Below are 13,934 nucleotides of genomic sequence, written 5' to 3' on the forward strand. Positions count from 1 at the left end.
TCGGCCCAGATCCGCGAAATTTTAATCAGCGAGTCAGCTTGGGAAGAAATGACCTGCTTATTCGCACCTTCCCTAAGTGGGGTCTGCACCAGCCCAAAAAAAACAGTGCTTTTTTCTGGAAAAAAATAATTCAATGTTTGGGTGTTACTGGTTTTTCCCGAAAACCATCTTCATGGCGTATTGTTGTAAAACCTCCTCTGCTCAGAAGGAATGTGGGGGTTGTTATCGCACATTTCACGCCATTCAAAAGTCAAACGTCTAGATCACATCGGAGTTCGACAAAATCATCCAAAAGTTCTTCATTGTCATCTTCAGATGGTAGTAATAGTGACCCCGATAGTGTCCAAAAGTTTTATTTTTTTATTTCCAATCTTGCCATTTCATCCTTATTAATTTTTGCTATCTCCTCATTTTTCCTCATCTCACATCTTGAGGTGGCGAAATGAGTGCATTCGAACATCAAGAGTTCTTTCAGCCACAACTTATCTCCACCAGTGAACTGGCTAAAATCATCAATTACAAATCCCAAACCATTCGAAAATGGCTTTGTCAAGACAAGCTGCCTGATGGTTTACCTCGTCCAAAGCAAATTAATGGAAGACATTATTGGTTACGCAATGACATTTCCGATTTTTTGCTAACTTTTTCAGCGAAAGGGAATTTATAGGGAAATAAAAATTATAACTACCAGCTATTCTGATGACTAGTCAGAGTAGCTGGGTTGATTAACTATAAAATCTCATACTCTGCAGGTTGCAATATTGTACAGATTGGTCATTTTCCGCAACAGAAGCTTGATGAATAAAATACCTGTGGATAGTGGTCAAGTAATTTACGCTATTAGAATAACGAAGAGCAGGAAGAAATATGCAAAAACGTATAACATTTAGCCCCAACAAGCAATCCACCATCGAAGCAATTGATGCGTATAGCCGTGTAAAAGGATATTCGAGATCAGAGGTGATATCATTTCTGCTAAATTCAACCGTTCCTGTATTAAATAATATAACGCTGCAATACCATATAGCTAATAATTTAGAGTTAACATTGAGCAGTCTTTTTAAAGAGAAAGAAAATATAACGACACGAACTGAACCTAGATTAACCCATGAAGAATTTTTTTACTCCGTATGGAATACGCACATTCGCCATTCTAACGAAATCATTGATCATGAATTTTATAAACACAAAATAACCCATGATAAGATGGGGAAAAGTGAAAAGAGTCTAATTCATGAGAAACTGACAATTCTTATAGAGAAATTTCACGTCAAAAAAGCCATTTTTATCTATACGGATCGACGTGTAAATAACAGCTATCTCATTGCTGGAGGATTATCAAATACTATCTTAATAAAGGAGACAATTTATGATGGTTATTTTTTTGATTTTAGCGGTATTGTGATCTTGCCAATCTTTGAGCTTATTACATTTGGAGTTGAAACAGTGTTGAAGCGAAATAAAATCTGTCCAGAACAACCATGCTATTGTTGGATACCGATTTATTACACTAATGATCTAGCGGTAATGGTTCCTGTCATTGCCGAAGGCGATGCATCTCAAAAGGCGATGAAAGGAGGAGATGCCATCATCATTAACCCCTTTGGCGGTGAAGTTAACCATACATTCTGATACCAATGTTAAGCATAACCACTTAGTTTGCATACATCTCATCAACATGATGTTGGTGACTAATAGTAAGATGAGGACAAAAGATGCCTGTTAACAACATGAACTCAAAGAAAATGCATGGAAGACCTGAAGGAAGTAAATATTTTCTTATGATTCAGAATGAGAAGAAGAAGCGTTATTCTCAATCCAAGGTAGCAAAGATCTTAGGAATAAGCATTTCCACGGTAAAAAGACACTGGAATAATGGTATCTTTGGGTGATTATAATTGCAGAGTTACTTTTTAAGTTTTTTACTGCATGGATGTTGGATTGATAACAAGTTCAATTGTTGGAAAGGTATTATATAGAATATCATTACTATCAACAGTAAATTAGAATAACTAATTACAGACATTCAGCCATGTCTGATCATATTACTATATACGGCTATCCAAAGCCGTAGGGCTAACTACAAGGTCGAAATATGGAATTATATCATGGTTCTCATGGTGAGCATGTACTAGCGTATAAAAAGCATATTGAACGAGTCGTCAATGATGCTATCAGTGAATTCCCTAGAACAATGGCATTACGTATTGATGCCCATTACCCCCCGATTTTAGATAGAGGAGATACAGTTTGCTGCTTCCCAAATATGGAGCCTGGAGCGATATCCCGTTTCCGTAATGCGTTAAATGCCATGCTGGAGGCCAATGAGAAAGCCAGAGCAGATAACGGTAAAAGAATATATTCAAACCGTGTTCGTCATGTTTGGGTACGGGAGTTTTCTGAAGGAGGAAAATGCCATTTTCATATTTGTCTTTTTTTTAATAAAGATGCTTATTATCACTTGGGAGATTATGAAACTGAAAGTAATCTACGAATGATGATTGTAAGAGCATGGTATAGCGCACTAGGATTGGAGTTGGATGATTATCCGGGATTAGTTCACTACCCTGAAAATTGTCGCTATATATTGGATATCAATGATTTTAATTTTGAAGCGGAATACAACAATTTATTGAATCGCCTCGATTACCTGGCCAAACTCGATACAAAATTTTTTGGTGATGGTGACCGCAATTTTGGATGTAGCCGGGGATAGTTTGTTTTTTACAGGACAGGCCTTTTTTATGGAGGAAAGGCCTGATTTGTTTGTATTCAAGTAACGGTAACTTTTTAATGCTTGGAACCCCTTCCCGTTAGGCGTACTACCCTACCAACGACCCGCAAGCGTCATAATGGGTCTGACCGCATCCAAAGGCTTAAACTACACAATCAGATCGCGGCACCTTAACGCGATCTGATTTTGTAGTTTATCCCGGACTTATTCGAACCTACGGCAGTCATTTAATAGCATAAGGCCAGCCATTGACCACAATGCGGCCATCACCGCTGATCCGCCATTCCATGGCGCGGTCTGGCTGGGTTGAGCCTTCTATCGACTCGCTGTACCTGTTGGTTAAATAGTGAAACTGCTGGTTCGTAGAACCGACCCATTTACGTGTCCGATCGGGGCTGGATGCCTGATAGGGGCCATCAACTATCACGTCCGTCCATTTCAGCAATGCCTGCGTGCCAGGCAGATTGAGTTCATTTAGTTCACCCATCGTGTAGCCAGTGAATACCATCACCGAAAGCCCGGCGTGTGAGACACCTTCTGCCACTGCTGCCAGCCCTTGCGCCTGGAGGAAAGGTTCTCCTCCCAAAAAGGTTACCCCTTCTAGCCCCCATTCTTCATGGGCTGCGAGCAAACGATCAATCATAGTATTCGCGTGAATAATTTCACGCTCAATGATTTTCAGGTAGCCGGGATTGCAGCACCCGACACAGCGTTTGTCGCAGCCCTGAACCCATAGAGCAGCGCGTTTTCCCGGCCCTTCAACCTCGGTGCAGGGGAGCCATGAAGCCAGATTCAGCCAGTTCATCGGATGACTTACTCCAGATCGAAGTCAAAATTGGGTTTGGTCCCCCCCTGAACAACCTTTATTGCACGACCCAGGGAGTGCTCAGGTGAACCAACCTCTTCAAACAGGAATCGGGACAACGGATCAAACAGACAGCGGATTAAAACATTGAGCACACCGCGCCCGCCGCTGCTGCGATCAACCATCTTAACGATCGATCTAAGCGCTTTCGTCTCATCCTCGAAGTGCATTCCCGTTACGCCCCATTTCTCGTTAAGGCGATAGCGGAGCGGTTCCAGTTTCGATCGTGCGATATCAATCAGGAAATTTTCATCGGTCATAAAGTTAAACGGGATAATATTTCCCTCACCGATACGCCCAAGCAATTCTGGCCGATTCAATTCACTGACAAAATGATTACGTACTTCCTCAATAAAAGCCCCTTTGACATCCGGATTGTCCACCGCGATTTGCGCCGCCCCAATGTTTGACGTAAAGACTATAACGGTATCAGAAAATTGAACCGTATCGCCCTTACCGTCAGTCAACCTTCCGTCTTCCAGAATTTGCAGGAATTTGTCGAGTATTCGGGGATGTGCTTTTTCAATTTCATCAAACAGTAACAAAGAGAATGGCCGTTTTTTTACCGCGTTGGTTAATTGGCCACCCTCTTCGTAACCCACGTAGCCAGGAGGTGCACCAACCAGTCGCTGGTCGGCGTGTTCATGGTTGAACTCCGACATATCGAAGCGCTGGCAAGCCTCATCGTCGCCAAACAAAAACTGGGCGAGGGCTTTTGCCAGCTCCGTTTTCCCCACACCGGTTGGGCCGACAAAGAATAAAACGCCTTTTGGGGTTCTTTGTTTGCTGGAATGCTGTAAACCGGATAAGCCGGTATACGCGCGGATCAGGATTTGGTTAACGACTGCCAGCGCCTGATCTTGTCCTTTCACGCGCACCTTCAACGTTTCGATCGCTTTGCTCAGTTTGTCGCGGTTCAGCTCTTCCCACGGGCTTTTTTTCTCACCATAGCGGTACATGCTGACCAGCGATTCGGCGCTCATTTTTTGCGGAAGTTGTCGGGATAGTTTTGCAATATTGTGAATATCACGCAGCGTAAGCCCTTCCAGCGAATCCACAAGATCCGCAAGCACCCGGCTCTTATTCAGTATTGGGGTGTTAAGGATGAGGACGTTATTAAGACTCAGCACGGCGTTTTCCCGCGTGGTGCGGGACGGAAGCGGCACATTGATTTCTTTGAACAGCGGGTTATGCAGGTATAACGACGGCGGCAATACCGATAAGCCCTGACACAAAAAAACCATCAACGTTTGCGGTTTGTCGATATCCGCAGCGTTGAGCGCTAGCTGCGCGTCACGCGCGGCTTTACCCATCATCAGTAGCAAGCCCCGTTCCGCTTCACTCAGCGCGTTGGCTTGCCCAAACAGCAGGTGAGACCAGTCCAGCACGAAGGCAATACGATCGGGGCCAGAAGACTTCATCAACCGGGCGACGACTGTCAGAAAGTCTTGTGGATTCACCTCTAATACATGGCTGGTTTGTGTGGCCCGTGCTGTCGGCAACGGCGTGCCCATATCATATTCGTCGCCTTCTGCTGGTGAGGAAGCGGGCGTCGCGGCGCTCATCAGATCGGTCCATTCCCGAGCATTGACACCAGATACGCCAGAGACACGATCCCAGCGGATAACATGCCTGTAACCGCGCTCTTTGAGTAGGGCATCGATGGTTTCCGGTATGCTTCTCCACTGGTCTGTAGCGGATTCGTCGTAGACCACATCGACAATGTTACCGTGCAGGATGATCCCTCGCCGGATCCCGCATTCGCGGCGGAAATTTTCTTGCCAGGATTGTTGTCCGGAGCTCATTTATTTCTCCCTTGTCATGCCGGGTTGTGGTCTGGCGTCGCTGTCCTTGTCGTCCGGGTTTTCCCAAACGACCCGTTCTGTGGACAACTGAATGCCATAAATGGATTGCAGTCGTGGAAGGACCGTATCGATATCTTTTTTACAGGCAGAACCCTGGTAATGGTCAAACTTGTAATTCAGTTTTCCGCTGAGCTCTATTTTAAATTCCGCTTGTGCACCTGCAGGTCTCATCGCGCGGATAACCACTTCGTTGCTGTCATCTTTGTTCACCAGACGCGGTTTTTCCATTACAAACCCAGCGTCCTCAAGCGAACGATAAACCGCCTGCACGACTTCACGGCGGCAGCTTTCATCCACCACCGCTGTATCGAGTTCGCTGGTGACTTCAACCATTCTCCGGGAGAGTTCCTCTGGCGACAGCGAGCTTGCCGTATCAAGAGTTGCGGCCAATGCTGCTGCGTGTTCGGGAGCCTGACGGCTCGCTGCGGCAATCTGCTCACGGCATAATTGCAGCGAATCCTCGGTTGTACTGGCCACCGCCGTTTGATACTCCTGCGCTCTTCTTTCCTGAGAACGCTGTTCGTATTCGTGCTTAATGTTGCATAATTCAGCCCGCAGTTGTTCAACTGTGGTGTGGTGATTGGCGTCGAGGAGATGACGACGAAGCTCCGCCAGCGCTTTGAAGGCTAATTGCCTGGCCAGCGGATCTTCCCAGTTTGTCAGTTCGTTCTGCCAGACGGTTTCCACTTCTTCGCGGGCTTTGGTTTCTTGCTCAACCCTTTGCCGAACGGCTTCCCGCGCCTCTTCCTGGGCAACGTGCTCCGCCGCACGCTCTGCTTCAACAACAGCCTGGCGCATTGCTCTGGCGTGTCTGGGTAACGCATGTACCTGCTGGCCTAGGGCAATACTCCGGTCGCGCGCGGTGGCCGGATCGGAATCAACAAGCCATGTCAGAGTCTCCAGTTCGCGTTGCAGTGCGGAAAATTCAGCCTGCACATACTTGCTGATCCCTTGGTTTTGTACGTCATTCAAGATGTTGCGATAGCGGTCGAGATACACCCGAGTTGTCTCACTGACCCGCTGGTTAAAAAGCTCCTGACGCCGCTGGCGCTCAATCTGGTAGCGTGCCTGCTCATGTCTGCTCATTTCACTATTCCTCCCGTATTGCGCGGCCTGGTCTTGCCGCGCGACATCTCTTTATATTCGCTGGGCAGAATCGCCGTAATATTTTCAGCGCGTGCTATGTTGCGGAAACTCTTATCAGCGGTCACCAGGATGACATCGCTGAGCCGCAGGTATAGCGCCACCGACAGGATACGATTATCGGACGTCGGTTCGAGGTCCGCAGGTAGAAGCTCCATAACTTCGGATTCGTAACGAACGATTTTGTGTACCTGTTCCAGCGTCCGAATCGCCTCCCGTGCTTGTCGGGCTTTGTTGGGGTTGTCTGATGTTTTGAGATGATCCAGCTCCTGATGAACGCGCCTGGCGATGACTGGCGTGTCATTCTGCTGCAAACACGAGGGCAGATTGGGGTACTCTATTAATGCGCTGGTATCAAAGATGACAAACCGTTTGCCGGGCGCTTCGGGATGGGCGAGCTTTTGCGTTGCCAGTTCTCGCCAGGCCTGAACTTGCGTATCGAATGCATCGATACGCGAAAAGGAGGCGGACGTTACGGCCGCACGTAATGTACCGAGTGCTGCAACAGAGTTCTGCCACTGTGTCACGCTTGTCAGTGCTGATGTTTTCACGCTTTTAAGGCTTAAATTGCCCGTAGCGGCATCCGTCAGGGATTTCATTCCCACGTTGCGTAACACGTCTTGCTGCGCATTTCTAAGTGCTGTTAGCGACTGGGCAAAGGCATGAGGCTCATGCAAAGTGAGCGGCGCATCCGTTAATACCTCTGCCAGCCATATTTGCAGCAGCGTGCTGCTGAAAAGGGAATTCGGCAGAACCGATGTCGGGCCAACGGCCTTACGCAGTTGTTCGAGCGAGGCCACATCAGTAAGCGGACTGCAGTGATCCAGCAAGAGCGCGGAAAAATCACTGCTATGGTCAGGCACCAACTGATTCAGAACGGTGAGGTAATGGATCGCTTCATCAGGTTGGATCGGGGTTTGCAAACGTGTCACTCCGGCCATCATCAGAGCTTTAAGCGCGTTAAGCCAGTATGGTTGCCACTGTGCTCGCGAGTGGGGGGTAAACCTCTCCAGCGCCGCCGCGAATTCGCTCGCGTCGGCAAGCCATTCCGCAACAGGACGCACCTCATTTCTGGATTGCCAGTGCGTAATCGTCTCCTGCGGAGTAAGCCAAAGCGAAGTGAGGGCGTGCGCTGTGGCACTGTGCGTGGCATTCAGACCGGATTGTAATTCCGCTTGTAGCCGTTGCCAGATTTCGGCACTGATGGTGCTGTCCGCAGTGAGGCTGAGCGCGGCACGCTGCGCTTGCCCTCGCCAAAAGACGTTGCCCCATCCGGAAAAATGCGCCTGCGGTGCGCCGTCCTTTTTCAGGATACGCAGAGTAGCCAGTCCTGCAGGTAAACCTTCAGGCACTGTCATTTCGAGCCACAGACTTCCCTTTTTGCTGTCAAGCTGGCGGATTTCAGGTTCGGCGTTCCTGAGCAGAATTGTCATGCCCAGTATGGAACTCTTCTTACCGTGCAGCAGGATCAGATTTTCACCGAAGTAGTTATCTTTTTCTGCATCATTTGTGATGACGTGCAGCAGGGTGGCGGAAGGATCCGTTGTGCTGTCTGCTGCGCGACTTAACGGCGCTATCTCTGTTGCATGGCGAATACTCTCATCGCTGAGTCTGGGCCAGTTTGCCGCAGGTTCGCTCGTCAGGATCGGCTGCAAAATGTGCTGCCACACGATATCTGCAGCGGCCATTTGCAGCCATTGTTCAAAGTTGGCAGAGCCTGGCGCTTTAACGGAAAGGACGCCGGACCCATCACACTCAATGGTGATTTGGTGCTGCTCCCACACTACGCCAGCTACGCTGGACTGAACGGAGTGAATCTCTGTATTCGCTGTTTTCCACGGATGGCGCTCTTTTTCTAACTCTTGTCGTATCCACGCGGAACAGTCCTGCGGTTCAAGCACGTCCTTGTTGATAAATACTGTGCTGGTGGGCGTGCCAGGCAGATTGCTGGCGCGCACTGGCTGAACGGTATTTGATAAAGGCAAAAACAGGTGCTGGACCTTGGTTTGTTGCTGGCGCCCTGGTAACCGTTCGCGAGCAAGAAAGTTGAGCCCCTCAGGGGTTAACGATATGTCGGCCAGACGAAGCGACATATAGTTCTCTGATGCCGGACAGGCTAGCACCCCAAGGTAAATCAGATCCTCGACGCAAGGGCCGACCAGCGCACTGGCCGATGTGACGCCCAGTTGCTGCTCGAAAATCTGCGCCAGCGTCAATTGCGCAATTTCCGGCGTTTTCCGGTAGCTTTTACACAGTCTCATCAGCATACGCTCAAAGACCGTGGGGGTTCGTATGGTCTGGTAGATCACCTGCGTTTCAATTTTGTACTGCGGTACACTGACAGCAAAAGATCCTAACTTCATCACTTATTCCCTCTGTGACGCATGCCGGATGACGGTGGAGAGTTACGCTTACTCTGCGGTGTATTTCGCATCAGGCGACTCGCCGGAATCAACTGAGCATTTCTGTCCAGTTGATCCAAAATGTCTTTATAGACCGTGCGGGTTGTTACACCCTCGCTGTCCATATGTGGAAGCGTGACGTCATAGGACTCGTACATATTTCGTGCGCCAAACACAATCAGCAGCTCTTGCGCGCGTGAGAAGGCGACGTTGATAAATTCGTAACGCGCGACGTTGGCGCGGCTGGAGCGGCGTCTTACCTTCCCGCCATGGCTTTGGGTATCCACGCCATCATTGCGCACGAGGCTGACGAGAATGGTAGGTTTCTCCTTGCCCTGATAGCGGATAACGGTATTGATCTCGACATCCAGGCAGTCAAAACGTCCGTTAGGTTTAACCTCGCGGATGGCCTCGCGAATCAACCGACATTGACGGGCATAGAAAGAGACGACACCCACTTGGTAGCGTTTTTGCGCTGAATAGCCAAGGCTGGTGCACTGTTTATCAATCTGTAACAGCGTGTGAGCAATAAGCTGTGCTTCCAGCCAGTTGCTGCGCGCGGGTTTACCGCTGGCGTCCACATCTTCTTTATGAAGTTGGCCTTGCAGGTCACGGGATGTATCCACCCACAGCACATGGTCGCCCTCAGTTACCGCTTTTTCTTCCCGTGGGATGGTTGAAGGCGAGCGCTGGATATCTTTGACGACCCGCTCTCCGGCACTATTTCGTGCAGGCTCCACGATGGTGTTGCCGTCGGTATCGACCAGCACCAGACCGTGGTTTCTGTCGTAATTGGGGAACTCCAGCCCACAGCTCAGGCGGCGTTCATAGAAATGATTCACCATCGCCATGATTTGTGGGTGCATTCGAAACTGTATTTCCAGACGCGCTTTGATCGCATCATCAGCCGTTTCGAAGTGGGATTTGAATAATGATGCCGTCACCATTTTTTCAAACCGCTGAAGGTTATGCCGGGTCAGCGATGTTCGGGTATTCTGCCCGTCTTCGTCCGCTTCATCGACGGCATCGCTAAAGGTTTGCGCATCGGTGCCTTCCTGAAACAGCGGCGGTAATTGCCGGTGATCGCCCACCAGGATTGAACGGCGTGCGCGCATCAACGGCAGTAACATCTCCAGCGGCGTTGCTTTGCTGACTTCATCGATAATGGCGACATCAAAACTGACCTGGCCCGATTCTTCTAATGTTTGTTCACGCTCGTTACAGGTAATCGCAACTAGGTTGCATTCAGCCACAAACGTTTCTTTAAAGTGATGCCAGTCGTTTTGGTACGAAACCTGACGGCTTAGATCGTTTCTCCAGTCCTGTAACAACGGCTCCCAGACCTCCTGAACCGCCTGCTGTTCCGCAAGGCGCGACGTCAGCGTACCGATCGTTTCTTCGCAGGACGCCATCTCTTGCGCAAAGCGCACGCTTATCTCCGCAGAGGGTGAATCAGGCAACGTTGCCAGCGAGACACGCCGGGCCAACCACTCCGCCTGCTGGCTAATGCAGTCTTCCAGAGCCTGGCGAATCTGTGGCTCCCGCTGTTGCTGATGGGCGGTTTCTTGCTCGCATTGACGCCACTCAGATTCATCGATATCCGGCACGTGAGAAAGCGCAATAAGTTCGTCAGTCTGAGCCAGAAGTCGTGCTAATTCCCGTTCAATCACGGTGCTGCTCGCCACCAAGGCGGCAACGCGCGCCGCCAGTTTCTTACCCGTCAGTTCCGCGTTTTCAATCGACTGACACCAGGATTCCGGGTCAAGGAACATTTTGCCGTACAGCTCCGGATTTAAGCCACCAGCAGAACTGTCGCGAAGCTGTTTAATCTCCTGTCGTTTGGCTTTCCATACCGGAAACAGACTTTCATCGTCGTCAAGTTTATCGGCAAGTACTCGCTCTTCGGCCTCCAATTCAGCGAGGTGAATGGCCCGATCCGGGCTTTGTAGTGCAGACGGCCCTGTGGCCCGCAAGCGGGCCACATCATTTTCCAGATCGGTGCGGTGCGCCCACAACCTGTGCCAGAATCGCAACAGCCCGGACAGCATCTGGGGTTGTTGCGACGGTATGGCGGTCCAGTCGGCAACGGAGACGGGAAGTTTCACCTGCGCGCTGGCAAGATCGAACAACGCAGATGCTAGCGCGGAGGCGGCGGGTTCCGGCAGCGGGCAACGCTCAGGGATCGTTTCCTCATTCTGTTCGAGGAATGCCTTCAGCGCCAGTAACCGGGTTTGCCGCTGTTTCGCATCTGCGTGTTTTTGCCCCTGCTCCTGCAATTTCCGCCACGCCAGAGTTCTGTTTTGTTCTGCCTTCTTTAGCGCATGTTCATGCGCGGTAAGCGCCTGCCCGGCGTGTTCTGCGTCACGGCGTAAAAACTCCGCCTGATTGAGCCACGATTGCAATTGGTTGAGCTGATCTTTTGTCTCACGCCAGGGCGTCAGAAAGCGTTTCTCTACATCCTCAGCCAGCGAGGTGTAGTAGCGGGATAAGGAGGTTTCCTGTATGAACGCTTTGCCCTCGCCGGAAATTTTGCTCAAATCACGTGCGAGACGAATAACCCGCAAATCCGGGTGTTTGCCCAGACGTTCCAGCGCGTTATCGACCGCCGTATGCGCCTGGCTAGCCAGCAGAACCCGCTCCCCTTTACGCGCCAGTTGCATTATGGCTTCTGCAATCACCGTTGTTTTCCCCGTGCCAGGCGGTCCCTGAATCAGGCAGAGATCCGGCGCCGTGAGGATTTTGTTGACAGCCTCTTGCTGGAAAATATTCAGATCCTCGCGAAACCAATCGATGATAGGTTCGAACGAGGTGGGGCTTTTGGCTTGGCGCGCATCAAAGAGATAGGATGAGAGATAAGGGGCGTAACCACCCTGATCTTGCAGGCGTTTAAGTGCCTGCTCGTGACGGCGGATCAAGGCTAAATCGCCCGCCGCCGAAACCGAAAGAAAGCCTTTTTCAGGGATCCTGGCCAGTAAACTGTCGCGGGCGCTTTCATGATCCTCTGCCGTCGAAAGTTGATTCTGGTCATCCTCTGACAGGCTGACAAACACATCGACAAGGCACGGTACGGGCCACGGACAACCCTGGGGGATGCTCCTGTTTGGCACAAGCGTTGGCCTGACCTCCGGTTGCCCGAGTTCAATCCCTTTTGGTGTACGTTTGGCGCTGTCTTTATCACTGATTCGAAACAGCCACTCATCTTCAGAAACTGCAGGATCAAACGCCACTACATCCTGGCGCGACAAGGCACGCAGCACGTCACGGATATATTGTTCGCTTTCACCAACGACCTGGAAAACCAATTTGTCTTCCTGCCATCCACGTTTTGTAAAATGCAATCCACGGGTTTTTTCGGAAACCAGCTTGCGTTTCCATTCCAGAAACTCGCGCCAGTCAACCAGTTTACTTCGTGTGTTGGCGGAGATTGGCGGTAGCTCTTGGGCTAACTCCCGGCTCAGCGCATTATCGGTTCTTTTGATTCGAGGCTGTAGGGCGGGGTTATCCTGATAAACCACCACGGGAAGACTTTTTTCATAGACCTGTGCAGGCGCATCTGCAACCTCGAAAATATCCTGAATTTTGAAAAAAGGCGCACCGGTTTTCCAGAAACCTTTTGCAACCAGTGAGCAACCTGGCGGGAACGGCCAGGGTTGCCCAGGACCGAGCACAGGACGAAAGGCTAAATCTAAATTCTCTTCCGGCCGCTCATCAATGCTGAGGTTGGAGATGAGGTACTCCATCGGCATGCCGTGAGGAAACAAAAGATTGAGGGTATTTTCAATTTTATCTCCGTCACGCAGCAGCGCTTTAAAATCTGGATGTCGCCGCGCCAGGTTGTCGATTGTTCGTATGAGGTTATTGCGTTTTTTATCGTCAACCCAAATGTAAAGATTGGACATAATTTAAGGTATCCACATCCGATAGTATTCAGAATGAAAGACGCATCCATGTCATGGATGGGAAACAGGAAAATCCATTATTAGGCTACTTAGTGATGAATTCAACCATTGGTTCAAGTTGATACTGTGTTCTTTTATAAGAATTCTTTCTGATGCTAGAATTCACTAGTTGGTTACGGCAGAACACTTTTTATTTATGTTTTTTAATTCTCGGAGTCAATACACTAATAATAGTAGTGATGAACTATTGTCATTATTATAATTTATGCGATAGCTCTATCTTTAATTTGTGTTAGGTTGGTTTTTTACTCTAAATAAAAATAAGGCAGAATATTATATATGGAATTACATGGTCATTTGCTTTATGTGGATATCACCCAGATCTGTGGCATCGGCTGTGCGTTCTGCATGTATGCGGATAAGCACGCAACGGGTAAGAGTATGGTGCTGTCAATACAGGCACGTGACAACCTGTCGGCGCTCATTAATGATCCGGCCGTAAAACGTATTTCCGTGAGTGGCGAGGGCGAACCGCTCAATAACATTAATACCTTTTACGAATTACTGGCGTTGTCCCGCGGGGGCAACAGCTTTGAGTTTATTACCAGCGGTTTTTTTCGCCATGAGAAGCTGGAGAAGATCTTTGATGAGATCAATCGCCTTGTCTCTGCCAATGGTGATACCTGTAATATTCGCCTCAGTTCCGACAGTCATCATATTGAAAAAGTAAAATGGCGAGCACATGGATTTAGCCTGGATTATGTTCAGCGCAAAAAACCGTCATCGATCAGTTTTTCATTTCGCTCAATCGATACCGATCGTGCCTTCACGCGCGAATATCTGGTGAATGAACTGGCCTCATGGGGAATTAACGCCAGCATAAAACCTGTCAGTGTACTGGAAGACAAATTATTGATAGGTTCGGACACGTTTAACATCGACTACAAAAACCTAGGGAAGGTGCGAACAAGTTCCTGATATGAGATCATCATATTCATCCGGAGCGCATCCCAGAGGGACATCATG

Annotated in this window: 9 protein-coding genes and 1 pseudogene; 5 read left to right on the forward strand and 5 right to left on the reverse strand. The window is 49.3% G+C overall.

The window, feature by feature from the left end:
- The 4 genes and pseudogenes from GF617_RS25000 to GF617_RS25015 form a co-directional block, all read left to right on the forward strand.
- Positions 1 to 446: pseudogene (locus tag GF617_RS25000) on the forward strand (hypothetical protein); the annotation flags it as partial.
- Positions 443 to 667 carry an AlpA family transcriptional regulator gene (locus tag GF617_RS25005; protein WP_203452678.1) on the forward strand — a complete coding sequence of 75 codons (225 nt, stop codon included), beginning with the start codon at positions 443 to 445 and terminating at the stop codon, positions 665 to 667. The pseudogene GF617_RS25000 and the gene GF617_RS25005, both read left to right, overlap by 4 nt.
- Before the next feature lie 200 nt (positions 668 to 867).
- Positions 868 to 1,632 carry a hypothetical protein gene (locus GF617_RS25010; protein ID WP_203452679.1) on the forward strand — a complete coding sequence of 255 codons (765 nt, stop codon included), beginning with the start codon at positions 868 to 870 and terminating at the stop codon, positions 1,630 to 1,632.
- Positions 1,633 to 2,095: 463 nt separating this feature from the next.
- On the forward strand, positions 2,096 to 2,716 hold the full coding sequence (locus GF617_RS25015; protein WP_203452680.1) for an inovirus Gp2 family protein: 621 nt from the start codon (positions 2,096 to 2,098) through the stop codon (positions 2,714 to 2,716).
- 241 nt (positions 2,717 to 2,957) lie between these two features.
- On the opposite strand, the gene GF617_RS25020 is transcribed toward GF617_RS25015, so the two are convergent.
- The 5 genes from GF617_RS25020 to GF617_RS25040 are packed head-to-tail and all read right to left on the reverse strand — an operon-like array spanning position 2,958 to position 12,908.
- Complete coding sequence (locus GF617_RS25020) at positions 2,958 to 3,539, reverse strand: 4Fe-4S single cluster domain-containing protein (protein WP_050150660.1); 582 nt, start codon at positions 3,537 to 3,539, stop codon at positions 2,958 to 2,960.
- A gap of 8 nt (positions 3,540 to 3,547) precedes the next feature.
- Positions 3,548 to 5,404, reverse strand: a complete 1,857-nt coding sequence (locus tag GF617_RS25025) for an AAA family ATPase (protein WP_203452681.1) — start codon at positions 5,402 to 5,404, stop codon at positions 3,548 to 3,550.
- Positions 5,405 to 6,550, reverse strand: coding sequence for a hypothetical protein (locus GF617_RS25030; RefSeq protein ID WP_203452682.1), 1,146 nt, complete (start codon positions 6,548 to 6,550; stop codon positions 5,405 to 5,407). It abuts the gene before it with no gap.
- A complete protein-coding gene (locus GF617_RS25035) occupies positions 6,547 to 8,970 on the reverse strand; it encodes a PIN domain-containing protein (RefSeq protein WP_203452683.1) in 2,424 nt (807 codons plus the stop codon). The genes GF617_RS25030 and GF617_RS25035 overlap by 4 nt, the downstream gene beginning before the upstream one ends.
- On the reverse strand, positions 8,970 to 12,908 hold the full coding sequence (locus GF617_RS25040) for an ATP-binding protein (RefSeq protein WP_203452684.1): 3,939 nt from the start codon (positions 12,906 to 12,908) through the stop codon (positions 8,970 to 8,972). The genes GF617_RS25035 and GF617_RS25040 overlap by 1 nt, the downstream gene beginning before the upstream one ends.
- A 339-nt stretch (positions 12,909 to 13,247) precedes the next feature.
- Here GF617_RS25040 and GF617_RS25045 point away from each other — a divergent pair, with 339 nt between their 5' ends.
- Positions 13,248 to 13,886, forward strand: a complete 639-nt coding sequence (locus GF617_RS25045; RefSeq protein ID WP_239006626.1) for a radical SAM protein — start codon at positions 13,248 to 13,250, stop codon at positions 13,884 to 13,886.
- The last annotated feature ends 48 nt before the right edge of the window (positions 13,887 to 13,934 follow it).

It is taken from the genome of Lelliottia sp. RWM.1 (assembly GCF_016859735.1).
GTDB lineage: Bacteria > Pseudomonadota > Gammaproteobacteria > Enterobacterales > Enterobacteriaceae > Enterobacter.

Bases quoted from the DNA above. Each gene is read 5' to 3' on its own strand.
- GF617_RS25040 (WP_203452684.1), bottom strand. From the start codon at position 12,908: ATGTCCAATCTTTACATTTGGGTTGACGATAAAAAACGCAATAACCTC.
- GF617_RS25015 (WP_203452680.1), top strand. From the start codon at position 2,096: ATGGAATTATATCATGGTTCTCATGGTGAGCATGTACTAGCGTATAAA.
- GF617_RS25030 (WP_203452682.1), bottom strand. From the start codon at position 6,550: ATGAGCAGACATGAGCAGGCACGCTACCAGATTGAGCGCCAGCGGCGT.
- GF617_RS25025 (WP_203452681.1), bottom strand. From the start codon at position 5,404: ATGAGCTCCGGACAACAATCCTGGCAAGAAAATTTCCGCCGCGAATGC.
- GF617_RS25045 (WP_239006626.1), top strand. From the start codon at position 13,248: ATGGAATTACATGGTCATTTGCTTTATGTGGATATCACCCAGATCTGT.
- GF617_RS25010 (WP_203452679.1), top strand. From the start codon at position 868: ATGCAAAAACGTATAACATTTAGCCCCAACAAGCAATCCACCATCGAA.
- GF617_RS25035 (WP_203452683.1), bottom strand. From the start codon at position 8,970: ATGAAGTTAGGATCTTTTGCTGTCAGTGTACCGCAGTACAAAATTGAA.
- GF617_RS25020 (WP_050150660.1), bottom strand. From the start codon at position 3,539: ATGAACTGGCTGAATCTGGCTTCATGGCTCCCCTGCACCGAGGTTGAA.
- GF617_RS25005 (WP_203452678.1), top strand. From the start codon at position 443: ATGAGTGCATTCGAACATCAAGAGTTCTTTCAGCCACAACTTATCTCC.